The sequence below is a fragment of the Chthonomonas sp. genome (assembly GCA_016788115.1).
Lineage (GTDB): Bacteria > Armatimonadota > Fimbriimonadia > Fimbriimonadales > Fimbriimonadaceae > UBA2391.
Window position 1 is genome coordinate 308,542 of the sequence record JAEURR010000006.1, and the last position, 25,259, is coordinate 333,800.

A 25,259-nucleotide genomic window follows, 5' to 3' on the forward strand; every position below is an offset into this window, starting at 1 on the left:
GTCACCGCCGGCCCGTTTACGGGGCGTGGTTTGGAGGCGTTCTTTGGGTTCATAGGCGCTCGCCGGTGCCCTTGCATCGGCGCAAACATTGTACCAGCGGTGTTACGAGGGTGCTCCTCAGTGGCTATACTGCGCCCATGAACGAAAAACTGCGCGAAGTAGAGCAAAAGTGGTACGCGCTCTCGCAAGAGCTGTACGAACTGCGCAAAGAAACCACCCCCGAGCCGGTCTCAGATTTCGAGCTCCAAACTGCTTCCGGGCCCAAGAAACTAAGCGAACTGTTCGGCACGTACAGGGACCTGATCGTCGTCCACAACATGGGCGGAAGTTGTAACTACTGCACCCTGTGGGCCGATGGCTACAGCGGATACCTACGCCACCTCAGCGAGCGAACTGCGTTCGTCGTCTGCTCGCCGGACTCACCCGAGAACCAGGCGAAGCTCGCCGCCGCTCGCGGCTGGAAATTCGAGATGGTGTGCGATGCAAGCAAGGAGTTCACTTCCGCGATGGGCTTTTGGAGTGAAGAGCACGGTTGGTGGCCCGGCGTGTCCGCGTTCCACCTCAATGAGGACGGCAGCATCGTCCGGACGAACCGCGACATGCTCGGTCCCGGCGACGCTTACTGCATGGTCTGGCCGATGTTCTCGCTACTCAAGGACGGCCCCAACGGCTGGGAACCCCACTAGCGACAGATTTTCGCGATCTCTTGGGACAGCCGACTCAGGTTGGCCTGAGTCGGCACAAAGTCCACGAACTTGGCCGTGATCTTACGGCGAACGTAGACGTAGATGATGCTCTTGCCGGTGAACTTGTGATCCGACACGCCGTGATCGGTGGTCGGGAGCACCGTCAACGCCACGCGGTTTAGGTTCTGGAGCTGAGCAAAGGCCTGCAACGACTGCGCGACGTCGTCACGGTTTTGGGGAGTTACCGTCCGGATTACGAACGTGTGCAACTCTTTCGCCGCATACTTGCCCACTGCCTTGTCTAGGAGCCGGGCAACGGGCGCAATGTCCTCGGGCGTACCACCGCTCACCCACATTTGCACCATCGGAAGATTGATGTACTCGCAAACCGGGCACGTATAGGTTCCCGCTGTCGGACCCGAAACATGGTAAGGGTCAAAGGCGGTCATCGTGTCCCCAACCTTCAGCCCAACCTCCTTGGGTACGCCAGTGAGCATCAGGGAGACCAAAACAGTTGCGGTCATCATCGGTGAATTCAATGCTGCCTGTCCCGTGAACGTTCCCTAGAACTTCTCCGGTGCGAACCCACTGCCAGCATGGCGCAGATGATGTTCGAGGCTGAACAACTCTTCGATTTCTGCGGAAGGGATCAAGCCCCTTATTTCCTCGTCCGCCATGACGGCGCTCTTGAACGACGCCCCATCCCACGCCTTGGCCGCGTTGCGCTGAGCGGCCTTGTAAGCTGCTTCACGGGGAAGACCGGCTCGCACGAGCGCTACCATGACGTGCTCGCTGAACACGAGGTCACCCATCTGTCGCAAGTTCGCCATCATCTGGTCCGATCGAACGGAGATGCCGGTCAGAATCTTCGCGAATCTGTTCAACATGAAATCCAACAAGTTGAACGTATCCGGGAAAACGATGCGCTCAAGCGAAGAGTTCGTCAGGTCGCGTTCGTGCCAGGTCATCACGCTCTCGAGCATCGCATGGCAGTTCCCGCGCACAACGCGCGAGAGCCCGCACAGTGTCTCGCTGTTCCAAGGGTTTCGCTTATGGGGCATCGCACTACTGCCGGTCTGGCCCGCCGCGAACTCCTCCTGCACCTCTAGGATCTCAGTCCGCTGCAGGTTTCGTAGCTCGGTCGCCCAGCGCTCAATCGAGCCCGCCAGGACGGCCAGCGCGCAAAGCAAGTTGGCGTGCCGGTCTCGGGCCACGATCTGCGTCGAGCTTGGGTCGGCGCCCAGCCCCAAACGGCGGCAAATGTTCGCCTCCATCTCTGGGCTGACGTGCGCGTGGATCCCCACTGCACCGCTTATCTTCCCCACCGCGATCTCTTCGCGGCAGAACTGCAATCGACGGATGCTGCGATCCAGCTCTTGCACCCAACCGTTCACCTTGAACCCGAACGTAATTGGCTCCGCGTGGATGCCGTGGGTCCGACCAATGCACGGGGTACCCACGTGATCCACCGCAAGGTTACGCATCGGCTCACGTAATCTTCGCGCCGATTCGATGAGCACATCGCACGAGTCGCGCATCATCATGCCCAGCGCACTGTCGATGACGTCGTAGCTCGTGACTCCAAAGTGGATCCAGCGCGCAGGCGTCGGCTCGCCCTCAGTCAGATTTGCGGACTGCGTCACGTACTCGCTCATGCAGCGCACGAACGCCATCAAATCGTGGCGCGTTTCCTTCTCGATTTCGTCGCACCGGGGAATGTCAAACCCTGCCCCGGACCGGATCCGAGCCATGTCCTCGGCCGGGATTTCGCCTTGCTCGGCGTACGCCTCGCAGATCGCGACTTCGACCTCCATCCAACGCTGAGCCTTGGCCTCGCGGCTCCACAGTGACTGCATGGCGGGGGTGGTGTATCGATCGATCATGGGCCCCCAGAGGGTACCCGCCGACCGACGGTCAAACGAGCCCACCGAGTATCCTGTGCCCATGGCAAAGGCAGGCAAAGACGCTCGCAAACGCTTCAAACCCGAGTCGCTCATGATGAGCTACGGATACAAGCCGGAACTCAGCGAAGGCGCAATCAAGCCTCCTGTCTTTCTGACCTCCACCTTCGTTTTCAAATCGGCTGAAGAGGGCAAGCGGTTCTTTGAAGTCGCCTACGGCCACGCGAACCTCGACCACGGCGAGGAACTGGGACTCATCTACAGCCGCATCAACAACCCAGACATGGAGATCTTGGAAGACCGGCTCGCTGTCTGGGATGATGCCGACAGCGCACTCGTCTTCAGCAGCGGCATGGCCGCCATCTCGACGGTGATGCTTGAGTTCCTCAAGCCGGGAGACGTCTTGCTGCACAGCAATCCGCTGTACGGCGGAACTCACCACTTCATCCACCACGTGTTGCCTCTATGGGGGGTCCACGGGGTGGCATTCTCGCCCGGCGAGAGCGAGGAGACCATCTTGCAGCGTGTCGCCGACGCGGGTGCGATTGACAAGGTCCGCCTTGTACACATTGAGACCCCTGCCAACCCCACCAACGAACTCATTGATCTAGAGATGATCGCCCGCATCGCCAAGAAGTTGGGAGCGACCTCGAGCGTTGACAATACGTACCTCGGCCCGGTCTTTCAGCGTCCGCTCAAGTTCGGGATCGACTTGGTGCTGTACTCCGCGACCAAGTACATCGGGGGTCACAGCGACCTCATTGCAGGCGCGGTCGCGGGCCACGCCGAGCCGGTCCAGCGGGTACGGGTGCTCCGAACGTTCCTCGGCAACATGAACGGTCCTTGGACTCAGTGGCTCATGCTTCGTTCGCTCGAAACGCTACGCGTGCGGATGGATCGCCAAGCCGCCTCGGCAAAGATCGTCGCCGATTTTCTGCTGGGCCACCCCAAGGTCGAAAGGGTGTACTACCTGGGGCACCTCGAAGCCGGAACCGCACAGCATGCAATCTTTCAAAAGCAGTGCGAATCGGCGGGCGCGATGATCTCATTCGACGTCATCCGCGGCGAGAAGGCCGCATTCCGATTCCTGAACGCGCTCCAGCTCATTAGCCTGGCCGTGTCGCTCGGCGGCACGGAGTCGCTGATCGAGCACCCCGCATCGATGACGCACTGCGATATCCCGCTGGACGAGCGCGCAAAGATGGGCATCTCGGACAAGTTGGTGCGACTGAGCATCGGGCTCGAAGATCCGCACGATCTCATCAGCGACCTCGACGCGGCTTTGCGAGAAATCTGATCGCGCGGCAACGATCTGTTGTCGCCGTTGCTTAAAGTTTGTGGAATTTCAATATTAGAAGCCTCGTAGCGCTAAAGTAACCGCGATGCCTACACCGGTCTTCGATCGATATCTGCGCTACGACGAGCTCACGGCCCTGCTCCTCGCCTACGCGTCCGAGTTTCCGGAACTCGTCACGCTCGAGAGCATCGGCCAGAGCCACGAGGGCCGAACGATTTGGCTAGTGACGGTCACGCTGGCCGGTACCAAACCTGCCAGCGACAAACCCGCGGTCTGGTGCGATGGAAACATACACGCGAGCGAGGTAAGCGCAAGCACTGCAGTACTCCACATCTTGCACACTGTGACGTCGAAGTACGGGAAGGACGCAGACATCTCGCGCCTGCTGGAGACGCGCACCCTCTACCTCGTCCCACGCCTGAACCCGGACGGAGCGGAGTGGGCGCTCGAATCTCCTCCGCGGATTGTCCGCAGTTCGACGCGGCCCTACCCGTTCGACGAGCTCGATCCCGAAGGTCTAGAGCAAAAGGACCTAGATGGCGATGGCCGGATCCTCAGCATGCGTTTGCGCGACACGAACGGTGCGTGGGTCCAGAGCGAAGTTGAACCGCGGCTTATGCGCAAGCGTCGCCCGGACGAGTCTGGCGGCACCTACTACCGCCTCATACCTGAGGGGCTTTTCCACAACTACGACTCGGTGACCATGCGGGGCCAGAAGATCCCGCAAGGCCTGGACTTCAACCGAAACTTCCCGAGCGCTTGGCGACCCGAGGCGGAACAGTACGGCGCAGGACCGTACCCCACGAGCGAGCCCGAAATTCGTGCGTGCGTCCAAGCCATCTGCGACCGGCCCAATATCTGCGCCGCGTTCACATATCACACATTCAGCGGCGTCCATCTGCGTCCGCCCAGCCGTTACCCCGACACCGACCTGCCGGCCGAAGACCTCTGGCTTTACAACGCCTTCGGCGAGAAAGGGACCGAGCTCACGGGCTACCCAGCGATCAGCAACTACCATGAGTTCAAGTACCACCCCAAGGAGGTGATTACCGGCGTCTTCGACGACTGGATGTACGAGCACCGAGGCGTCTTCGCTTGGACCACAGAAATCTGGTCGCCGCAACGCCAAGCCGGCATCACCGATTACAAGTACATCGAGTGGTTCCGCGACCATCCCCATGAGGACGATATCAAGCTCCTGCAGTGGTCCGATAACAAGCTCGACGGCAAGGGATATGCGGACTGGACCCCGTTCGATCACCCACAGCTTGGCCCAGTTGAGATCGGAGGGTGGAACCACCACTTGGCATTTCGCAACCCGCCGACCCAGTTCCTGGAAGCAGAGATTGAGCACTTTGTGGACTGGGTTGTCTACATGGGGCTGGCATCGCCGCAGCTCGAAGAGCGATTGCTCACCATCCTTCCCATTGCGGGCGGCTGGCACATAAAGTGGGCGGTTCACAACACAGGCTACTTGCCAACCAACGTGACCAAGCTGGCCGCGGAGAAGAAGTTGTGCCGCGGAGTGGTACTAGAAATCAGACGAGACGGCGAGGCCTGGACCGAGGCCGGAACCAACAAGCCCGCGTGGCTGAGCGCAGGCAAACTTCGGACGGTAGCGGGGCAACTTGCGGGATGGTCCCACGTCACCAGTAGCGGCTTCGGCGGAACAATCCAAGCCACCGACGACGTAGCTTATGTTGAGTATCACATCGCGCAGCCTGGAAAATACACCTTGACTGCGTCCCACGAACGTGCCGGAACCGTCACTACCGAGATCGAATTGGCATAGTTCTTGCGAAGGACTAAGCGTCATGAAGTCGATGATCAAGAGCTTGACCCTGGTGGCTGGGGTTGCATTGGCCCTGATGGGTTGTGGTGGCGGCGGAAAGAGCGGAATCACGGGGCCCACCGTAAGTGTCCGGGCCGTGAACCTGGCACAAAGCGCCGGAAAGATTGATTTGCGCACCGGACGCGACCAGCGCGCGAACGGCATGGACTACCTGCAGCGAACCAACTTCGTCGTGGGTGCAGGTTCTGTCCAGTTTATTGCCTACGCAGCTGGAACGCTGACTCTCGTCGGAAACCAGCTCGTGAACCTCCCTGAAGCAAACAAGGCGGCGACTGTCGTCATCTTGCCCAAGTCGGGCGGCGGAGTTGAATTCCGCGGGTTTGCCGAGACCGCGCGCCAACCGTCGGCCGGTAGCGCGACGATCCGGTTTGCACACGTCGGCTCGTCGGTGGGCACGGTCGATATGAGCGTCGTGACAGGGCCGACCCCGCATGTCGCCACCGGCCTGACATTCGGCAATGCGAGTGCATACGTGACCGTGGCAGCTGGCTCGTATCCGATCCGAATTACGAAGGGCGGAACGTCCCAGACGACAACCGGAAGTGTGAACTTCGCCAGTGGAACGATTACTACGGTGTACGTGGGGAACCCACCGAGCTCGACGGCTTTTGCCAACTTTATGCCGGTGGTCGAAGCCCCGTAAGACGAGATTTGGAGCGGGAAACGGGACTCGAACCCGCGACCTTGACCTTGGGAAGGTCCTGCTCTACCACTGAGCTACTCCCGCTCGCGAACTTAGTATAACCCTAGTTCTCGATCAAATATTCTGCGATCAATTGCGCAGTATCGTGCAGGGCGTCGATGTGCGTGCGTTCGTAACCGTGCGATGTATCGACGCCTGGTCCAATGAGGGCCACTTCAGCCTGACCACCCGCTCGCCAGTACACCCCGCCATCCGAACCGTAGAACGGGTAAATGTCGGGCTTCAGCTCCAGTGCCGACTGATCCGCGATCGTGCGCAGCTTCTCGGTCAGGCGGCGCGAGTACGGTCCGCTCGAATCCTTGAGACAAATCGAGCAGTGCGTTTCGTCTCCTTGCAGGCCTTCGCCGACGCAGGCCATGTCGAGCACCACGAACTCGGCCAAGTCCTCCGGCAATCCGTCGCACCCACCGTGCCCGACCTCTTCGTAGTTGCTGAAGAGCACGTGCGTTCGCTGTGCCGGGCTCACGCCCGCACCCCGCAGCGCCTTCAGGGCCGCGATGAGGCAGGCGACGCACGCCTTATCATCGAGGAATCTGGAACGAATAAACCCGCTATCAAGAATCTCGAGCCGAGGATCGAAGTAAACGAAGTCGCCCACGTTGATGCCAAGCACCCGGGTCTCTTCGTCCGAGTTCGTCCGCTCGTCGAGTCGAACTTCAAGAGTGTCGGCATTTCGAGGAGCGGTTGCCGCCTCTTTGTTCACGTGGGCCGCACCGTTGACGAGGACCATCGAGCCTCGCACTTGCCGACCTTCTCGTGTTTGCACCCAGATGCCCTCACTCTCCACGGTTGGCCACATGAGCCCGTTCAGCGCCGTAAGTTTCAGTCGGCCATTCGGCTTGATTTGCGCGACCATTGCCCCGAGGGTGTCCACGTGTGCGGAGAGACCGCGTGGACGGTCGTCCTGTAGGCCTTCCAAGTAGGCCACGAGGGCACCCTTGTTAGTGCGGTAACTGGTCACACCCATGCTTTCCAGCTCCTGTTCTACAAAACTGACCGCCCACTCGGTGTCCCCGGTGGGACTCGGGGTCTGAATGAGATCCGACAGGACTCGCTTCAGATAGTCTAAATCGATCGTAAATCGGGCCATGGTGCCCGCTCATTTTATCCGCAATCGGTGCTTCGGATATTCTGAACAGAATATGGCCACTCTCTTTACGCGCATTATCCAGCGGGAAATTCCCGCAGAGATCGTGTACGAAGACGACCACGTCGTTGCGTTCCGCGATATCAACCCCCAGGCTCCCGTACACATCGTCCTCGTTCCCCGCGCCGAGATTTCCGGCGTCGCCGAAGTCCCCGATTCCGGCGACCACATGTACCTGCTCAATGCCGCTCGAAAAGTCGCCGAGGCAGAAGGCCTTACGGCCGGATACCGACTGGTGATCAACCAAGGCGCGGACGGGGGGCAGACCGTCGATCACTTACACATGCACCTGCTCGGCGGTCGCAGCTTGACGTGGCCCCCAGGCTAGCCGACCGCCGCTCCAGAGGCTGTCCAACGGGTAAAACCGAGGTATGAGTCAGCCTTACGAACGCGTCTATAACTTCTCCGCTGGGCCCTGCACACTGCCGGTTGCGGTGTTGGAACAGGTGCGCGACGACCTGATCAATTACAAGGGCACCGGTAAGAGTGTCATGGAAATGAGCCACCGTAGCAAAGCCTACGAGGCGATTATCGCGCAGACCGAGGCGGACCTACGAACGCTCATGGGCATCCCGGAGGCGTACAAGGTGCTGTTCCTCCAGGGGGGTGCAAGCCTGCAGTTCACCATGCTCGCGAACAGTTTCCTCCCCGCTGGTAAGACCGCCGAGTACATCGTCACCGGAACTTGGGGCAAGAAGGCCGTCGAAGCCGCCCAGTTGGTCGGCAACGTAAAGGTGGTTTTCGATGCCAAGGCGGACAACTACAACCACGCGCCACATCTCACCGATTTGAACCTGAGCGCCTACGCCGCGTACGTCCATTTCACGAGCAACGAAACGATCCAGGGGGTCGATTTCTTTGCCGATCCTGCGGTCGCTGGCCGCGTGATTTGCGACGCGAGCTCCAATATCCTCAGTCGCCCGATGGACGTCAGCAAGTACTGCATGCTGTACGCAGGTGCGCAAAAGAATATGGGACCGGCGGGCGTCACCGTCGTGATCATGCACGAGGACCTCATTCGCGAAGCACCGACCGGGCTGGCACCGATGCTGGACTACCGACTGCAGTCCGAGAACGGATCGATGTACAACACGCCGCCCTGCTTCAGCATTTACGTGATGGGGCTGGTTTACCAATGGACTCTCGCTCAGGGTGGCCTCACCGCCATGGCCAAGCACAACGCCGCCAAGGCCGGACTGCTCTACGACGCCATTGAAGCCTCGGGCGGGTTCTACGAAGCCCACGCGAAGCCCGCGAATCGGAGCCACATGAACGTGACCTTCACCCTTCCGAGCGATGATCTGACGGATGCCTTCATCAAGGCTGCGAAGGAGAACAAATTCGAAGAGCTGAAGGGGCACCGGAGCGTTGGTGGATGCCGAGCCAGCATCTATAACGCGTTTCCGACCGAGGGATGCGAGGAGCTAGCCAGGTTCATGCGGGAGTTCGCCAGCGCGAACGGATAAAAACAGCAAAAATGTGCGGCACTTTTGCCCGAACGGCGACATAATTAAAGTAGGTCGATGAAGACAAAGCTACGAAGGCTGATAGGGATACAAGTGGTATGGGCAATTACGCTCGTCTGCGCGATCGCTCAGCCCATCGCAAATGCAGTAGCCTGTTGCAATCTTCCGATCCAGAGTAGAGAATGCGCTTGTTGTAGCGCACCCGCGCACAAGTCTACGGACGCGGCGTGCGAGATCAGCAGCGATTCCTGCGCTTCCTGCGCCATGTGCGCAGCAACCCCGGTGCCGGGCCCCGATCGATACGCGATCGCGGTCGCACCAGACAATTCTCCTTTCACACTTCCGGCGGCTCCAGATCTGGGGATCAAGATCTCCATTCCCGAACCGCCGGTACAGGTCGGCTTTACTCCATCCGTACAGCACAGTCACGGACCGCCGCCTGACCTTGGTCGCGCTCCACCCATCGCCTAGCGGTCTTAACTCCGCGTACCCCATGTACGCCTGACCGCTCCAATGGAGCTAGAAACTAAGGAAACAACTATGAAGAAGATGCTATTCGCCCTCGCAATGGGTGCCATGATGCTCGCTCCGGCCTTCGCCGGCTCGTCCAACGCCTCGTTCGCCGATGGATGTAAGGCCTGCGCCTGTTCTTGCAAGTGCTGCAAGGAAAACTGCAAGGCCTGCTGTGGCGACAAGTGCGGCGAATGCTGCAAGGACGGCAAGTGCGGAAGCGGTTGCTGTGGCGGCGGCTGCTGCGGCAAGTAACAGCTCAACCTAGCTAACCAGAGGGCTGGTGCACTGAGTGCACCAGCCCTCTTTCGCGTGTCATACTCTCCGGGCCATGAGTAGCGACGCAACTGGAATGTTCATCACCGAGACCCACACCGATGCAGCGATCTGGATGTTTCGGGTTTCAAAAATGCTTCTGGAGGGCCAAACCCAATTCCAGACGTATCAGATCTGCGAAGTCCCCCGATTCGGCAAGTCGCTGTTCCTCGACTACAACATTCAGACTAGCCTCATGGACGAGCACGTCTTTCACGAGTGCATGTCCCAGCCAGCGATGACGCTCCATCCCAACCCGCGCAACGTCGTGGTCTGCGGAGGCGGCGAAGGCGCAACCCTTCGCGAAGCGCTCAAGCACAACACCGTCACCCATGCGACGATGGTGGATATCGACGGCGAACTCGTGGACATGGTGAAAGAGCATATGCCGGAGTGGCACCAGGGCGCGTTTGAAGACCCCCGCACCACACTCCTGCACCTCGACGCGCGCAAATGGCTTGAGGATCATCGAGGCAGTAACTTCGATGTCATCCTGTCGGACCTGCCCAACCCCCACGAAGAGGGCCCCGGCCAGATGCTCTTCACGAAGGAGTACTTCCAGATTTGCGCCGATGCGATGGGTGACGACGGCGTCCTCGCGCTCCAGGCGGGCACCGCTAACCAGAACTACCCAGAGTGCATGCTGAGTTGCATCAAGACTCTGCAAGAGATGGACTGCTTCGCCCACGTCGCAGGCTACTACGGCATCGTGACCACGTTCTTCCAGCCGTGGGGATTCGTCCTTGCCAGCAAGAAGCATGACCCACTTGCACTTACCGTCGAAGAGATCAAGCGGCGCTTCACCGAGCGCGGCGTGAAGACCCGCTACTACACCCCCGAATTCCACTCCGCAGTGTTCGCGTTACCGCCCTATCTGATGGAGCAATGGGACAAGGCGCGAGTGCTCACCGACTCCGATCCGTTTATCTGGACCGCATAACCACAAATGTATCGTAAGCACACAAAAACTACCGTACTATTTGCAAATGGGATATCGGTTTTTGTGTGTTGTGTCGGGCGTTATTGCCGTTACATCAGCCATTGCTTCCTTCGACCTAATGCTCATCCCAGATACGGCGAACAACCGTATTTTGCGCTACGACCCGGTAGCCGGGATCTCGCTTGGCCAAATCGCGTACTCCGCTCCACGCCATGTGGCAGCCGTCGCAGGCGATCCGATGGCAGTGGTCACCGCAACGTACGGAACGCGGCAGTTGAACTATTCAACTGGCGAGCGGGGGAAGTTCACCAATCTCGGGACGTGGAGCTCAGTCATTACCGGCAACGCGGCCTCCCCGTACCTCGTCATTGCGGGCACCCAGATTTCGATCCTAAATTCTAACCTGGGGCTCGTTGGGTCAACGGCCCTTCCCGCAGGCGTGACACTCAGCCATCTCGTTAAGGTAGGGGGCGGGAGATTTCGCGGCATCGGAAGAAATGCAACAGGGGATATCGTCACCACGCTTTACGATTCCAGCTATGCGCAGGTTGGCAGCGCGTCAACGCTGATACCGGCGTCAAGCACTTCGATAAATGATCCGATTGGCCAACCCACGTACTGGCTAAACAACGGCGGCTCTCCGTTCTTCTCGTTCGTGTTTCGCACCAATGCATCGAACCTGAACATCCATCGGGTCTCGATGAACGACGGGTTCACCATTTCAGCGACGGCGAATCAATCCCTCAGCGGGTTCTTCTCGGGTGCGGACCTTATTCCTTCGATGGTGACAGGACACAACGCGATCTACTGCGTCGGCACGAACAGCGGCGGCACTGGCTTGCAGATCACCGAGTTCGCTGCAGTGACGTCACTCATCGCGACCACGAGCACCACGATCTCGGGAATGACCGCACCGACCGGCAACTGGGGACTGGCCAACGTCGTCGCTCCCGAGCCCGAGGCGTGGGCGGCCTTGAGTCTGGGCCTTGCGGCGCTGATGTGTCGCCGCAAGAAATAGTGCAAAAAATACGGGCATTTGCGCACTATTGCCCTATAATTAGACTAATCACACACATCACTACGTGGGGGACGATGATGTTTCAACCCGTGTACGTCTACATTGCGTCGAATTCTGTCGGCGCTCTTCACATCGGCACCAGCCGCAATCTTCTCGTAACAATGCGCCAGTTCAAAGAGCGCTCGGTCGTTCCTGCGGGCTGGGTCCTCGGTGTGGACCAGCTGTTGTTCGTTCGACAATGTATGACGCTCGACGAAGCCCTTCGGTTAGAGTCTTCTTTGCGCCACATGGGACGCAAAACGCTTCAGCGCCTCATCCGATTTGACAACCCCGCGATGCTTGATCTCAGCCGGCCCTGGTACGTCGTCAAAGTCGGTGAGAACGGCCCTGATTACATCGAGAACCGGATGCCGAACTACGTGGCGCATGAGATCGCCGCCACTCAAGCCCTCCTGAACTGAGCCCGTCGGTTAAACCCGGTACTCTCGGACGATGCTGAGTAGCACCGACTCCCTCGCAGCTGTGCGCGCCCAAGCGCGAGCGCAGTTCCCCGCCCTCGCATCTGACTTTGCTTTCTTTGAGAACGCGGGCGGCTCCCAGGTCCCGACCAGCGTCATCGAGGCGATCCACTCATTCCTGCTCGAATCGTACGCACAGACCGGTGCCAGCTACCCCGCCAGCCTCCAAGCATCTGCCGTCAATGCGGAGGCTCATGCGTTCGTGAACGACCTGTTCGGGGGTGCCGGAAGAGGCAAAGTCGCTTTCGCTCAGTCGGCGAGTTCCCACTTCCATACCCTCGCGCAATCCATCCGCCCCACGCTCCGGCCCGGTGACGAGATCGTCATCGCGGTGGCAAACCACGAGTCGAACGTCGGCCCGTTTGTTCGGCTGCAGGAGTTCGGCGTGAAAATCCGGTGGTGGGAGGTCCATCCCGAGACCGGCGTGTACGGACCCGATGGGCTTGTTCCCCTTCTGAGCGACCGCACTCGACTGATCTGCTATCCGCGAACCAGCAACCTGCTCGGAGACGTGCAAGACTGCGCCGCCGTCAGCCGCTTGGCACGTGGTGTGGGTGCATGGACGGTGGTCGATGCGGTGGCGAGCGCGGCCCACGAGCCGCTATCGGTTGTAGAGTGGGATGTGGATTTCTGCGCCTTCAGCCACTACAAGGTATATGGTCCACACGTCGGTGCGATGTGGATTCGCAACGAATGCCTGGAGAAGATCGACGGTCCGAACCACTTCTTCAACCTGCCCGGCGAGTGGGCGAACCGATTCGAGCTGGGCTGTCTTCCGTACGAACTGCTCGCCGGAATTCTTGGGCTTCGCGAGTACTTACGAACACTCGCTCCGGAAGCGAGCAGCGACCGGGAACGAGTCGCGCAGTCGTTCAAATCGATGCACGCTTTGGAGCAACCCCTGACCGAACACATGCTTGCTTGGCTGAAGCTCCGGGACGACCTGCGCATCATCGGCCCGACGAGCCCTTCCGAGCGGCACCCGACGATCAGCTTCGTTCACAACCGGCTGAGCAGTGAGACCATCGCGACGGCGCTATGTGATCGTGGATTCGGCGTCAAGTACGGGCACATGTACGCCTATCGGCTGTGCGAGGCGCTTGGTTTGGATCTCGTCCAAGGCGTCGTCCGGATCAGCGCCGTCCACACGAACACCCCTGACGAGGTGGAGCGTTTGCTGAAAGCACTTGGGTCGATCTTGGAAGGCGCAGTACAATAGCCGCTGAGGTTCAATGATGAGCAGTTCCCTGTGTCCCGAGCTCCAAGCGTTCCTGGCCGAAGTCGATGCCGCGGTCGAGATCGACTGTACGACCGCACGATGTCACCGTGTGAAGGATCTGCTCGAAGAGCTCTTCCACTCGGGGCGAGACCTTATTCCCGCCGAGTATCTGCGGCCATGCGAGACATCCTACGCCCGACACCTCCTGCACCGCGACCCGGCCGGGCGTTACAGTATCGTGATGATGGTCTGGAACGTCGGCCAAGGCACCTACCTGCACGACCACGCGGGTGAGTGGTGCGTGGAGTGCGTCTACCGCGGCCAGATCAGGGTCCAGAGTTACGATCTCAAGAGCGAGTCAGAGGAAGGAACCTTCCAATTCGAGAAGGCCAAAGAGGTCCTCGCCGGAATCGGCAATGCAGGCGCGCTCATCCCGCCGTTCGACTACCACACGATCTCAAACGCACTCCCCGACACCGCTTCGATCACCATGCACATCTACGGTCACGAACTCACTTGGTGCCACATCTTCGAGCCTGTCGAAGGAGGATTCAAGCGCGTGCGCCGCGAGCTAGGCTATACGGCGTGACCGCCCTCCAAAAGCTTGCTCCGGGTGTACTTTTCGCCACCGGGCTCGCCATCGCCGCGGTTTGGCTCGCCGGTCTCCCCTGGGTCATGCAGACCCTCCACTGGAGTCCGCTCCTCATCGTGATTCTCCTCGGGATGGCGATCGCCTCGACCACTCAGCTTCCCGAAATGTTAGGTCCGGGCATCAAATGGTGCCAGAAACCGATGCTTCGCATCGGGGTCGCCTGCCTCGGGATCAAGCTGAGCCTCGGCGCGCTCGCCGAGATCGGCGGTCCCGCGCTCATTGTGGTGGGTATCACAACCGCCGTCGGCATGGCGGGTGGCGTTTGGCTCGCTCAGCGGATGGGCGTCGAGCGCTCGCTAGGCTTGCTCTTGGCGACCGGTGGTGCAGTGTGCGGTGCGTCGGCCATCGTCGCCGCCGACTCGGTAGTCCAAGCGGAGCACAAGGACACCGCCGCCAGTCTCGGGATCGTCACCCTCTGGGGGACGATCGGCATCGTCCTCTACTCGTTGCTCTCCCACGTTTTCAGCGTTGGCAGTTTCGCATACGGGCTCTTCTGTGGGGCGACGCTCCACGAGGTGGCCCAAGTCGTCGCCGCATCCGCAGCGATGGGCTCAGATGCCCAGGGCACCGCAACGGTTGCCAAGCTAGCGCGCGTTGCGCTCCTCGCTCCGATCATCTTTGGACTTGGGTTGTGGCTGCGTCGCCAGGGACACTCGACGGGTGAAACCAAGACACCGCTGTTACCGTGGTTCGTCACCGCATTCCTCCTACTCGCCGCTCTACGCACTGCGGCTCCATCGCTGGGGATCGAATCGCTACTCAAGACTCAGTTTGAGCCCTTCGTCCCGTTCGTTTTGAGCATCGGCATGGCCGGAGTAGGCCTTCAAACCGGGTTTGGCGACCTAGTGAAGGCAGGCTGGCGACCCGTGTATCTTGCGCTCATCCAGTGGGTGCTCATGATCGCCGTGTCGGTGCCGCTCATCATGATGCTTGGGCACCGCTAGACTTGCTGCGTCTTCCACTGTCCCCGCCGAAACACAACAATGGCCATCGCGCCTTGGATCGCTTGGCTCAGGCTCATCGCGATCCACGCGCCGGTCGGGCCCATGGCAATCGGATGGACTAGGAGCCACGCGAGCGGCACCCGCAACAACCAAAGACACCATATGGTAATCCAGACCGGTCGGACCGTATCGCCAGCCCCCTGCATTGCGCCGATCATAATCATCGCGTAACTAAAGAGGACCTCGGTGAGACACAACCAGCGGATCAGGCTTACTGCTTCCTCGCGGGTTTTCTGCTTCCCTGCCAACTCGTCGGGCCGTGCCACGACTGGCTCAACCCGCTTCGACTCAGCTCGGATTGACACGGGCTCGCTAGAGATCATGGTCTTCGCGACGAGCGGAGAGTAGAGGTAGATCGGGACGACGAGCGCGGCAATGACAAGCGCACCGCTGTGCGCCGCAACCCAGGTCACCCGCTCGGCGCGGTCGGGCTTCTTTGCGCCCAGGCTCTGACCAACGAGCGCAGACGTAGCCATCGACAGTCCAAACGCAGGCATGAACATGATCGATTCCACCGCGAATGCGACTCCCATCGCCGCGATCGCTGGCTCGCCGTTGACCGACTTAGCGATGATCACGGTGAACGCGGTCAGCGAGAGCACGCGCAGGAACGACATGAGTGCGCTCGGGATCGAAATCCGAAGGATCCTCGCCGCCCAATCGCGACGGGGCAATCGGATCGAGAGCAAGTTCCCCAATGGCGTGCGGCGTGAGTACACCACGTATACGACCGCCGACAACCATGCGCTGATGGTCATGGCGACCGCCGCACCGGGAAGCCCGAGCCCCACGCCCGGCAGCATGAAGTGTGCGCCGAGGAACGTCGCGGGACGCGCCGGAAAGATCATGACGAAGTTCAGAAGAATGTGGAGTGCGATCTGCAGGCCCGAGATCACCATCGGGCTCTTGGTATCCCCCACGCCTCGCAGGCACGCGGCCAGCGTTTGGATGATGTAGATCGCTGGGAGGCCGAGGGCAAACATCGCCACGTACTGAACCATGAGCTCGCGTCCACGATCCGCATCGGCGGGCAAGACGTAGTGCCCCACAAAGGGCGTGAGCATAAAACTCAGCAACGCCAAGATCACAGAGGTCACTACTGCCAGATTGAGAGACTGCTGCGCCGCTGCTCGGTATTCGGGGACATCCTTTGCGCCATAAGCACGGCTTACCAGTGCGGTCGCACCGGTGGCCACCGCCATCGCCAACGAAAACAGCAAGAACGTCAAGTTCATTGCTGCGCTCTGGGCGCTCAATGCCGACTGCTCCAAGTGACCTATGAAGAATCGGTCCAACAAGTTGTTTAGAACTTGGAGAGAATTCAGAGCGACCGCGGGCCAGGCAAAGGCCCAGACGGTCCGAACAAGACGTTCTTGGCCCTCCTGGCCGGGTTCAGATGATGCTACGACGGACAAGCAAACACTCCACCCCTAGTCTACGTTAACGAATACCCCCAAAGGTCCCGCATCGGTCACAATCGAGTTGCCATGCGATACGAACTGCTGTATCAACCATCTTTCGCCATCGCGCGCGTCATGCTCGATCCAGGTCAGAGTATTCGGGCCGAAGCCGGGGCCATGATGAGCATGTCTCCCAGCATCAACCTGGATAGCAAGATGCAAGGCGGGATCGGCAAAGCGCTGGGCCGTTTGCTGGGCGGCGAGAGCCTGTTCCAGTCCACTTTCTCGGCGACCACCGGACCAGGCGAAGTGCTTCTCGCGCCGACTCTGCCAGGCGACATCCTCGGCGTCGAAGTTCAAGGGGGACTGATGGTGCAGAGCGGATCGTTCCTGGCCTGCGACACTCAGCTTGAGCTTACGACACAGGCGAGCGGTCGCGCGTTCTTGGGCGGCGAGGGGCTTTTCCTGCTCCGAGTGACCGGGGTGGGGACATTGCTTGCCAACGCGTTCGGCGCAATTCACCCGGTGCAACTCATGCCCGGCCAGCCGTACATCGTCGATTCAGGGCACATCGTGGCGTTCTCGGAAGGGATGGGCTACGAGGTCCGCACCGTGAACAAGTCGCTGCTGGGCAGTCTGAAATCGGGCGAAGGATTCGTGGTCCAGCTCACGGGTCCAGGCGTGGTGTATGTCCAGACTCGCACCCCCTCCGGCTTCGCTGGCTGGGTGCGACAGGTCGCTCCTAGCGGCTAGATGCTTTGGCGAAAGGCGTACTCGCCGCACACGATTGAGCTTGCTTCGTTCCCTTCGTGGCGCGGGGTCAGCCTCCTAGGCGAAAACATGGTGGTGAGCCCGCGTGCCCTCCAAGTCGGTGCAACGGAGCTTGGGGCTGTGCTCCATATCAGGACTTGGCGGCAACTGTGCCATGGCGAGTTCGGCGGTGCAGTTCCGGTCGTGGCGTGGCTGTTTGGTCCATTCGATCCGGAGGAAGTCAAACTACTGATCCCTGCGAGCGAGCATGGCTTGACCGTGCTCTGCCCCGATCCGCCCTTGGAGGTGCGGGCACCCATGTTTGGCCTCGCTGGCACGCTGGGTTGCGTCGGACTGCCGAATGAAGACGTGTGGGGGAAAATGGCGGACCGGCTGCGTTAGCGCGATCTGACCGCGCCCCTGGGCGGCGAGAAGCGGAAGTTCACCTCGGGACCGAACGAGCTCATTTCGTACAGATCAACCGTCCACTCTGTGGAGCGAGCTTCGGTTCCGCGCTTGTCGTCGCGACGGTAGTCAATCCGGTCGAGCCTCCAGCCCGGCCCGTCCGCGCTGAGTTCGTAGCGCATCGAAGTGTGCACGGGCTTGCCCGCTTCGACGTTCACCGTTGCTAGCGATTTGTCGTCGTTGAACTCCACCCAAGTCTCACCGAGCGGAACGTACGGCATCCATGCACCGGATTTCGTGCGACTCGTCAGCCAGGAGTCGGCGAAGAGCCGCGCGATGATCGCGGACTCGCCACGAAAATGCTGTTGCGATTGAGAGGCCAGCAGGGTGGTCGGATGACCGACCGTGTCGCCGTACTTCGAAGCGGAAAACTCGTTCCGAGCAGGGTTGAACTTCCATAGTTCGACCCCGTCACCCACTACTCGCGTCACGACTTGGCCATTGCGAAAGAATGTGGCGTCGAGAAACGCGGTGCTGTCCTTGGAGGCCGGCTCCTGCATGAAGTACGCCACGACGGAGAAGTTGACCCGGTTGCCGCCGGTGACGATGCTGCCCGCCTGCTCCATGCCGATTCGCTCATTCGCGGCGAACCGTGACATCGCCGAGCTCATGACCTGAGTCGCGGTCTGAGCGGAGGCAACTGCGCTCAACGCGAGGCTGAGCGCCGCAATGAAAGACTTCATGACTGCATGTGAGACTTTGGTCGGATCAGCAGTGTTCGCAAAAGTGCGAATGACCCAGCACTATTATCGGGGGTTGGGTTGCCAATCTGGTAGCTGGTATCCTACCCTCTGACAACCCATTCCCATTGTTAGGGAGGAACCAAGCTATGAACTCCGTTGCTTACGAAGAATCGAAACTATATCGATTGCGGCACTCCGCCGCCCACCTGATGGCCCAAGCCATCCTCGAGCTCTTTCCCACCGCCAAGCTCACGATTGGCCCTCCAGTTGAAAACGGCTTCTACTACGATGTGGATTTTGCCGATCCGATCCAAGAGACGGACCTAGGCAAGATCGAGCAGAAGATGCGCGAGCTCGGAAACCTAAAGCAGCCGATCGTGCGCCGAGTTGCAGCAGACCGAGACGGCGCAAAGCGGATCATCCTTGAGGACTGCGCGAATGGTCAGGGCCCGGACTCCGTCTCGTACAAGTTTGAGCTTCTGGAGGCGATACCAGCTGGGGACGAAATCACTTTCTTCGAGCAACGCGCGACGGACAAGCAAGGAAAAGAACACCTGTTCGTGGACCTCTGCCGAGGTCCCCACGTAGAATCGACCGCCGAGATCAAGCACTTCAAGCTCATGAGCATTGCCGGTGCTTACTGGCGCGGCGACGTCAAGAACAAGCAGCTCACGCGCATCTACGGCACCGCATTTGAATCCAAGGAAGAGCTCGAAGAGTACTTGCACTTCTTGGAAGAGGCGAAGCGGCGAGATCACCGTGTGCTCGGGCGCGAGCTGCACCTATTCATGTTCTCACCGCGTGTTGGTACGGGTCTTGCGCTGTGGCTGCCCAAGGGTGCCACCCTGCGCGAGACGCTCGTGGAATTTTTGAAGGAGGAGCAGCTCAAGCGCGGCTACCAACCGGTCGTGACGCCGCATCTTGCCAGCATCAAGCTGTACGAGAAGTCGGGCCACATCATCAACTACCGCGAGAAGATGTTCCCGTTCATGGAGGACGAGGAGAAAGAGACCTTCATCCTAAAGCCGATGAACTGCCCGTTCCACATCGAGATCTATCAATCTCAGATGCGGAGCTACCGCGACCTGCCAGTGCGCTACGCCGAGTTTGGAACGGTCTATCGGTACGAGCAGAGCGGCGAGGTGGCCGGAATTCTCCGCGCCCGCGGCTTTACCCAGGACGATGCCCACGTCTTCGTGACCCCCGAGCAGCTGGAGGACGAGTTTGTCGGGGTCGTAGAGCTCATGCAGACAGTCCTGAACCGTCTCGGTCTGAGCGACTTCCGCGTGCGCGTCGGTACCCGCGATCCGAAGAGCGACAAGTACATCGGCCACCAGGACAACTGGGACAAGGCCACCCATGCGATCATCAACGCGTGCAGCAAGCTCGGCTTGCAGTATGAGATCTCGCCGGGCGATGCTGCGTTTTACGGCCCCAAGCTGGACATCATCATCAAGGATGCCCTCCGCCGCGACTGGCAGATGGGCACCGTCCAGGTGGACTACAACCTGCCAGAGCGGTTCGAGCTTGAGTACATCGCGGAGGACGGCAAGCCTCACCGCCCCGTCATGATCCACCGCGCGCCGTTCGGTTCATTGGAACGCATGATTGGGCTGCTCACCGAACAGTATGCAGGCGCGTTCCCGCTGTGGCTCGCACCTGTCCAGGTCGCGCTGTTGCCGATCGCAGACCGGCACAACCAGCATTGCCACGCGCTTGCGAAGCAACTTCGCGGGCACGAAGGCGACCTCGGTGTCAAGCTCCGTGTGGAAGTCGATGACCGACGCGAGACGATCGGTAAGAAGATCCGCGAGAACTCCCGCATGAAGATCCCTTACATGTTCATTATCGGAGATCGGGATATTGAGCAGGGAACGGTCGGCGTGCGAATCCGCGGCGACGAGGGGGACCTCGGGGCCATGACCCTCGCCGAAGCGGTCGAGCGCATCAAGTCAGAGATCTGACTGCGCATGTAGAATGGGGGGTGACATGCCCTCCATTCTTCCCATTTCTGGCACGTTCATCGACGAAATCACCCACGACATCCCAAGCCAAAATTGGGGCCCGAAAGAGTGGCGACGCGAATTTGAGCTGTACTCGAAGATCGGAATCGACACGCTCATCATCATTCGCGCGGGCTACCGCAATAAGTGCATTTTCCAAGCGAAATGCTTGCCAGATCTGCTCCCTGTCTACGAGGACATCGGCGAAATCATCTACTCCACCGCCGACGAGTTCGGGCTAAAGGTCTTCTTCGGCACGTACGATAGCGGCTACCATTGGTGGCGGCGCACGTGGTGGAAAGAGGTCGACATCAACAAGCTCTTCCTGGACGAAGCGTATGAGCGATATGGCCATCACCCCAGCTTCCAAGGCTGGTACCTAACCCACGAAACGGGAAAGAACGACGCCCACATCATCGAGCTGTTCAACCACATCGGGAATCACTGCAAATCGCTCGCACCAGTACCGACCCTCATCTCGCCCTACCCTCAGGGGGCGAAGCAGCTCGGTGAGAACGCCTTTACGCTCGAAGAGAGCTTTGACCACTGGGACCGAATCTTCAGCGAGACACGGAGCGCATACGATATCTGCGCATTCCAGGACGGCCAGGTGCACTACCAAGAACTGCCAGAGTTCGTGCGCGGCATCGGCGAGATTGGGAAGAAATACGGCGTGACAATCTGGAGCAATCTCGAGACGTTCGACCGAGACATGCCGATCAAGTTCCCACCCGCCGATTGGCGATACCTCAGGTTCAAAATGGAGGCCGCAAGCCAAATCGCCGAGAAGATCATCACGTTTGAGTTTCCGCACTTCATGTCGCCAAACTCATGCTATCCCGCGGCTCACAACCTCTTCCGCCGGTACGCGGAGCACCTCGGCATCGAAATCGATTGAGCACCCACTGATCTTTTTGCCGGTCGGTTGCGTCACTGCAGTTGGGACGGACTCTTTCTGTCCGAGGAGACGCTATGTCAACACGCAATACCGGTATGTTCGTCGGCGGAATCGCTTTGCTCGCCATGGTGGGTGTGCTTTCGGCCCCGTCCTTTGCTCAGTCGGACAACATGGAGAGCCAACCGCAAGTAGGCGGCCAAGGCGGACTCCCGCCGCAGATCGATGGCATGGGTCAGGGCGGTGGCGAGGGCCAGATGCCTGGCCGCATGATGATGATGGGATCTGGCCCTCAGCTCGAGGTGGACGGCAACTGGGTGTACGTCCTTCGCGGTGACCAACTGATCAAACTGTCCAGCGATTTGAAGGTCGTCGCGCAGGTCAACTTGCCACCCCAACGACCGATGGGAGGTGGCCCTGTTGGTGGAGGCGGAGGCGGAGACCGTGGCGGGGCCCGCGGCGAGTAGCGCGGCATCAAACTCGGCTAAAAGATGGGGGCTCTGCGCCCCCCTTTTTTCGGTTTTGTGCGAACCCCGCGAAAGCACCGGTGGTCCTACTCTAACGAGTCTGTCAAAATAGAGGGACCGCGGGAGCATATGATCACGAAATCCATTCGTTGTTTAACGGCGTTGTTGTGCGCCGGTGTCTTGGGAGCTGGCCCTGCGCTTGCGCAGTTGCGCGTCGGCCAGTGGAACATCACCAACTACTCCAGCGGGCGCGTCGCCGACTTCCAGACTGCGCTCTACGGTGAGTACCAGGGGCGCAAATTTGCGCCAGACGTTCTCGCTGTTCAGGAACTTACGTCCTCATCGGGCGTTACGAACTATCTCAGTATCCTGAACACTGCCCCCGGCAGCCCCGGCGATTGGGCGGCGGCACCGTGGATTGTTCCAGGTAATGACACCCAGAGCGGCTTCTTCTACCGGACCAGCAAGGTCCAGTTCCTCGGTGCGACGCGATTCTTCAAGGCGACTTCCAATACCGCGTTCCCTCCTCGAGACTGCATCCGATACGACGTCCGCCCGATCGGGTACTCGGCCAGCGCTGCCACGCTGGCAATCTACTCCAATCACATGAAGTCGGGGACCGACTCCGCAAGTTTGGCCCGGCGGCTGCTTGAAGCCCAATACATCCGAACCAATGCGGAATCGCTTCCGGCCGACTGGCAGTTCGTCATTTGCGGTGACTTCAACGTCCAAGCAAGCACCCAGGATGCATACGTTGAGATGACAGTTAGCAAGGCGAACAATGCTGGACGAGCATTTGACCCGATTATGCGCCCCGGGACTTGGGAGAACTCGAGCTCGTTCAAGACGATCCACACCCAAGAGCCATCAACCCAGATGGACAGTCGCCACGACCAAATTTTGCTTTGCGGTCAGCTGCGCGACGGCGCGGGTTTTGACTATATCGGTAGCCTGACCATCCCCTACAGTTCGACCACTTGGAACGATCCTAACCACTCGTATCGCTGTTGGGGAAACGACGGCACTACATTCGATGTTCCGCTCAACCCAGCCACGAACACGATGGTGGGCCCGACCATCGCCCAGGCCCTCGTCAACTCGGTCAATGGCAACGGCCACTTGCCCGTGATGCTGGATCTCAAACTACCCGCACTGATGACGGTTTCGACCAACTTCATCGACTTCGGCATTGTCGATCAGGGTGCCAGCGTGAGCGCGCCGATCACGGTCACGAACTCGGGCAACACCGCCCTCTGGACCGCGGCCGGGCTCGCAGATCTGAAGTACTCCTTCACCCCGAGCACCGGAATCTCCGCGCCCGTAGGGACGCAGGTCGCGACCCCGGGCAACGGAACCGTTTCCAATATCACGTTGAACACCTCGACCCCGGGCATCCGTTCCGGCACGTTGACGATCACCGGAGATACGACCGAGACACCGACGAGAGTCATCCAGTGGCAAGCAATCGTTGTGGAGAAGTTTGGGTGGACACCACCCAAAAAGCGGCGCTTCCAAGACTGATCAGGACGCGCCGATATCCCGGCGAAACTGCATCCCTTCAAAGTGGATGTTGGCGACCGCCGTGTATGCCTCAGCGCACGCAGCCGCCAGGTCTGAGCCAACCGCGGAAACACCCAGCACCCGCCCGCCTTTGGTGACGATCTGCCCGGCTTCAAGCGCAGTACCTGCGTGGAAGAGCTGCACTCCTGTGGGCATCTCGCCGATCGTGATCGGGAACCCGGCCTTCACCTTGCCCGGATAGCCCGCGCTCGCGAGTACGACCGTGCAAGCAGCCTGTCGAAGCACTTCGATTTCCGGCAGCGGCGATCCTGTCGCTGCGGAATGAAGCAACTCATAGAATCCCGCGCCCACCCGTCGCAGCACCGTTTGGGTTTCGGGGTCACCAAAGCGTACGTTGTACTCCAGGCAGTACGGCTTCCCGTCTTCGACCAGGAGCCCGCTGAACAGCACTCCGCGGTAATCAATCCCCTGGCATCGCAGGCGTGCAAGTATGGGCCGAACGACCTCGGCCTCCGCGCGCTCGACCCAGCCGTGCTCCAACCACGAGACGGGCGAGTGAGTCCCCATTCCGCCGGTGTTGGGTCCGCGATCACCATCAAAGATGCGCTTGTGATCTTGAGCCACGGGCAGACTGACAAGGTCCTCCCCACTGACGACCGTAAGTAAGCTGAACTCGCGCCCCACGAGCCGATCTTCGACGACCACCGTCCGGCCCGCTTCCCCCAGCTCTCCTTCGACGAGCATCGCTCCAATGGCGTCCTCTGCTTGATCGAGAGAATCGCAAACCACAACCCCCTTCCCGAGTGCGTTGCCGCTGGCTTTGACCGCGACCCCACGGCCAGCATCAAATCGGGACATGGCGAACTCCAGAGCGGCCCCGGCATCAGTAAACGACTGAAAGTGCGCCGTCGGGACACCGGCCGCAGCCATCTCAGCCTTGCTGTGAGCTTTGCTCGCTTCGAGCTTCGCCCCGTCTGCCCCCGGTCCAAAGACCGCGTGGCCGCTCGTCCGGAGATGCTCCGCAAGACCGTCCACCAGCGGATCCTCCGGGCCTACCACCACAAGATCCGGACGCAACCGATCAGCCAGAGTGGTTAGTCCCACAGAGTCCTTCGCCGCGACCGAGAAACATTCACCCTGCGCCGCGATGCCTGGATTGCCCGGCGCGGCAAGGATCTCAGCTTCTTGGGCTAGCTTCCAAGCCAGCGCGTGCTCGCGCCCTCCGCCGCCGATGACCAGCACGCGAGGCTGGCTCATAGCTCGCGCCGATACTCCAGTGCACTAAGCAGCGTCGCCGAATCCGCAAAGTCAAGTTCACCGCCTATGGGCATCCCGTGCGCCAGTCGGGTGACCTTGATGCCCATCGGCTTGAGCTGGCGGCTAAGGTACAGCGCAGTCGCATCGCCTTCCAGGGTGGGATTCGTGGCCAAGATGATCTCGGTGACGGTCCCATGCAGCCGAGCAAGGAGCTCGCGGATGCGCAGTTGCTCGGGGCCAACCCCGCTCATCGGGTCTAGCAACCCGTGCAGGACGTGATAAACGCCCCGAAACTCGTTCAGCCGCTCCAGCGCCGCCACATCGCGGGACTCGCCCACCACGCACAGCGTGCTCGTGTCGCGACTAGAGTCCATGCAGATCTCGCAGCGCGGACCTTCGGCCACGTTCTGGCAGACCTCGCAATGCTGAAGCTTTTCGGACGCGCTGATGAGCGCCTCGGCGAGCCGCCGAACGTCATCTCCGGGCATCCGCAGGACGTGGTACGCCAACCGTTGAGCAGATTTCGGGCCGACCCCAGGCAGCCGCTCTAACTGACCTATGAGCTCGGCCAGCGGCTTGGCAAACAGCAT

General features: G+C 60.2%; 26 protein-coding genes and 1 tRNA gene. 19 read left to right on the forward strand and 8 right to left on the reverse strand.

The features are described from left to right. Window positions 1–137 precede the first annotated feature (137 nt). Entirely contained in the window at window positions 138–686 is a 549-nt protein-coding gene (locus JNM85_06620) for a DUF899 family protein (protein ID MBL8087729.1), read from the forward strand. Here the strand turns inward: JNM85_06620 and JNM85_06625 are convergent. Beyond that, a complete protein-coding gene (locus JNM85_06625) occupies window positions 683–1,213 on the reverse strand; it encodes a hypothetical protein (GenBank protein MBL8087730.1) in 531 nt (176 codons plus the stop codon). The two genes, JNM85_06620 and JNM85_06625, sit on opposite strands and share 4 nt — an antisense overlap. 36 nt (window positions 1,214–1,249) lie before the next feature. Further along, window positions 1,250–2,569 carry an adenylosuccinate lyase gene (locus tag JNM85_06630; protein MBL8087731.1) on the reverse strand — a complete coding sequence of 440 codons (1,320 nt, stop codon included), beginning with the start codon at window positions 2,567–2,569 and terminating at the stop codon, window positions 1,250–1,252. Here JNM85_06630 and JNM85_06635 point away from each other — a divergent pair. The 3 genes from JNM85_06635 (at window position 2,568) to JNM85_06645 (ending at window position 6,379) form a co-directional block, all read left to right on the forward strand. Further along, window positions 2,568–3,884: a cystathionine gamma-synthase family protein gene (locus JNM85_06635; GenBank protein ID MBL8087732.1), complete on the forward strand. Its 1,317-nt coding sequence runs from the start codon at window positions 2,568–2,570 to the stop codon at window positions 3,882–3,884. The two genes, JNM85_06630 and JNM85_06635, sit on opposite strands and share 2 nt — an antisense overlap. A gap of 85 nt (window positions 3,885–3,969) precedes the next feature. Further along, window positions 3,970–5,676, forward strand: a complete 1,707-nt coding sequence (locus JNM85_06640; protein ID MBL8087733.1) for a carboxypeptidase — start codon at window positions 3,970–3,972, stop codon at window positions 5,674–5,676. A 22-nt stretch (window positions 5,677–5,698) separates the two neighbouring features. After that, on the forward strand, window positions 5,699–6,379 hold the full coding sequence (locus tag JNM85_06645) for a DUF4397 domain-containing protein (protein MBL8087734.1): 681 nt from the start codon (window positions 5,699–5,701) through the stop codon (window positions 6,377–6,379). Window positions 6,380–6,388: 9 nt separating this feature from the next. On the opposite strand, the gene JNM85_06650 is transcribed toward JNM85_06645, so the two are convergent. Both JNM85_06650 and JNM85_06655 read right to left on the reverse strand, forming a co-directional pair. Further along, window positions 6,389–6,463, reverse strand: a tRNA-Gly gene (locus JNM85_06650). 19 nt (window positions 6,464–6,482) lie between these two features. Then, the gene (locus tag JNM85_06655) at window positions 6,483–7,529 is read right to left on the reverse strand and encodes a M42 family metallopeptidase (protein MBL8087735.1); all 1,047 of its coding nucleotides are present in this window, start codon (window positions 7,527–7,529) and stop codon (window positions 6,483–6,485) included. Window positions 7,530–7,581: 52 nt separating this feature from the next. Between JNM85_06655 and JNM85_06660 the strand changes: the two genes are divergently transcribed. The 9 genes from JNM85_06660 to JNM85_06700 all read left to right on the forward strand — a co-directional run bounded on the left by JNM85_06660 (window position 7,582) and on the right by JNM85_06700 (window position 15,168). After that, on the forward strand, window positions 7,582–7,914 hold the full coding sequence (locus JNM85_06660) for a histidine triad nucleotide-binding protein (protein ID MBL8087736.1): 333 nt from the start codon (window positions 7,582–7,584) through the stop codon (window positions 7,912–7,914). Window positions 7,915–7,957: 43 nt separating this feature from the next. Next, entirely contained in the window at window positions 7,958–9,052 is a 1,095-nt protein-coding gene (gene serC / locus JNM85_06665; GenBank protein ID MBL8087737.1) for a 3-phosphoserine/phosphohydroxythreonine transaminase, read from the forward strand. A gap of 540 nt (window positions 9,053–9,592) precedes the next feature. Beyond that, complete coding sequence (locus JNM85_06670; GenBank protein MBL8087738.1) at window positions 9,593–9,817, forward strand: hypothetical protein; 225 nt, start codon at window positions 9,593–9,595, stop codon at window positions 9,815–9,817. Window positions 9,818–9,893: 76 nt separating this feature from the next. Beyond that, a complete protein-coding gene (locus JNM85_06675; protein ID MBL8087739.1) occupies window positions 9,894–10,817 on the forward strand; it encodes a hypothetical protein in 924 nt (307 codons plus the stop codon). A 118-nt stretch (window positions 10,818–10,935) separates the two neighbouring features. Beyond that, window positions 10,936–11,835 (forward strand): hypothetical protein, encoded by a 900-nt coding sequence (locus JNM85_06680; GenBank protein MBL8087740.1) that lies wholly within the window; start codon window positions 10,936–10,938, stop codon window positions 11,833–11,835. A 74-nt stretch (window positions 11,836–11,909) separates the two neighbouring features. Beyond that, complete coding sequence (locus tag JNM85_06685) at window positions 11,910–12,296, forward strand: hypothetical protein (GenBank protein MBL8087741.1); 387 nt, start codon at window positions 11,910–11,912, stop codon at window positions 12,294–12,296. A 31-nt stretch (window positions 12,297–12,327) separates the two neighbouring features. Continuing rightward, window positions 12,328–13,572, forward strand: coding sequence for an aminotransferase class V-fold PLP-dependent enzyme (locus JNM85_06690; protein ID MBL8087742.1), 1,245 nt, complete (start codon window positions 12,328–12,330; stop codon window positions 13,570–13,572). A 13-nt stretch (window positions 13,573–13,585) separates the two neighbouring features. Further along, window positions 13,586–14,161 carry a cysteine dioxygenase family protein gene (locus JNM85_06695; GenBank protein ID MBL8087743.1) on the forward strand — a complete coding sequence of 192 codons (576 nt, stop codon included), beginning with the start codon at window positions 13,586–13,588 and terminating at the stop codon, window positions 14,159–14,161. Beyond that, window positions 14,158–15,168, forward strand: coding sequence for a putative sulfate exporter family transporter (locus JNM85_06700; GenBank protein ID MBL8087744.1), 1,011 nt, complete (start codon window positions 14,158–14,160; stop codon window positions 15,166–15,168). Before JNM85_06695 ends, JNM85_06700 begins: the two co-directional genes overlap by 4 nt. Here the strand turns inward: JNM85_06700 and JNM85_06705 are convergent. After that, a complete protein-coding gene (locus JNM85_06705) occupies window positions 15,165–16,643 on the reverse strand; it encodes an MATE family efflux transporter (protein ID MBL8087745.1) in 1,479 nt (492 codons plus the stop codon). The two genes, JNM85_06700 and JNM85_06705, sit on opposite strands and share 4 nt — an antisense overlap. 72 nt (window positions 16,644–16,715) lie before the next feature. Here JNM85_06705 and JNM85_06710 point away from each other — a divergent pair, with 72 nt between their 5' ends. Beyond that, window positions 16,716–17,381: a TIGR00266 family protein gene (locus JNM85_06710; GenBank protein MBL8087746.1), complete on the forward strand. Its 666-nt coding sequence runs from the start codon at window positions 16,716–16,718 to the stop codon at window positions 17,379–17,381. Then, a complete protein-coding gene (locus JNM85_06715) occupies window positions 17,382–17,780 on the forward strand; it encodes a hypothetical protein (GenBank protein MBL8087747.1) in 399 nt (132 codons plus the stop codon). Here the strand turns inward: JNM85_06715 and JNM85_06720 are convergent. Next, window positions 17,777–18,526: a hypothetical protein gene (locus JNM85_06720; GenBank protein MBL8087748.1), complete on the reverse strand. Its 750-nt coding sequence runs from the start codon at window positions 18,524–18,526 to the stop codon at window positions 17,777–17,779. The two genes, JNM85_06715 and JNM85_06720, sit on opposite strands and share 4 nt — an antisense overlap. Window positions 18,527–18,672: 146 nt before the next feature. Between JNM85_06720 and JNM85_06725 the strand changes: the two genes are divergently transcribed. The 4 genes from JNM85_06725 (at window position 18,673) to JNM85_06740 (ending at window position 23,412) form a co-directional block, all read left to right on the forward strand. Next, window positions 18,673–20,490 (forward strand): threonine--tRNA ligase, encoded by a 1,818-nt coding sequence (locus tag JNM85_06725; GenBank protein MBL8087749.1) that lies wholly within the window; start codon window positions 18,673–18,675, stop codon window positions 20,488–20,490. A gap of 25 nt (window positions 20,491–20,515) precedes the next feature. Next, on the forward strand, window positions 20,516–21,427 hold the full coding sequence (locus JNM85_06730; GenBank protein ID MBL8087750.1) for a DUF4434 domain-containing protein: 912 nt from the start codon (window positions 20,516–20,518) through the stop codon (window positions 21,425–21,427). A 74-nt stretch (window positions 21,428–21,501) separates the two neighbouring features. Then, window positions 21,502–21,891, forward strand: a complete 390-nt coding sequence (locus JNM85_06735) for a hypothetical protein (protein MBL8087751.1) — start codon at window positions 21,502–21,504, stop codon at window positions 21,889–21,891. Window positions 21,892–22,020: 129 nt separating this feature from the next. Then, complete coding sequence (locus JNM85_06740; protein MBL8087752.1) at window positions 22,021–23,412, forward strand: endonuclease/exonuclease/phosphatase family protein; 1,392 nt, start codon at window positions 22,021–22,023, stop codon at window positions 23,410–23,412. Here JNM85_06740 and purD read toward each other — a convergent pair whose 3' ends face one another. Together purD and recR are read right to left on the reverse strand one after the other, a co-directional pair. Continuing rightward, entirely contained in the window at window positions 23,413–24,669 is a 1,257-nt protein-coding gene (gene purD, locus JNM85_06745) for a phosphoribosylamine--glycine ligase (GenBank protein MBL8087753.1), read from the reverse strand. Beyond that, a complete protein-coding gene (gene recR, locus JNM85_06750) occupies window positions 24,666–25,259 on the reverse strand; it encodes a recombination protein RecR (protein MBL8087754.1) in 594 nt (197 codons plus the stop codon). The genes purD and recR overlap by 4 nt, the downstream gene beginning before the upstream one ends.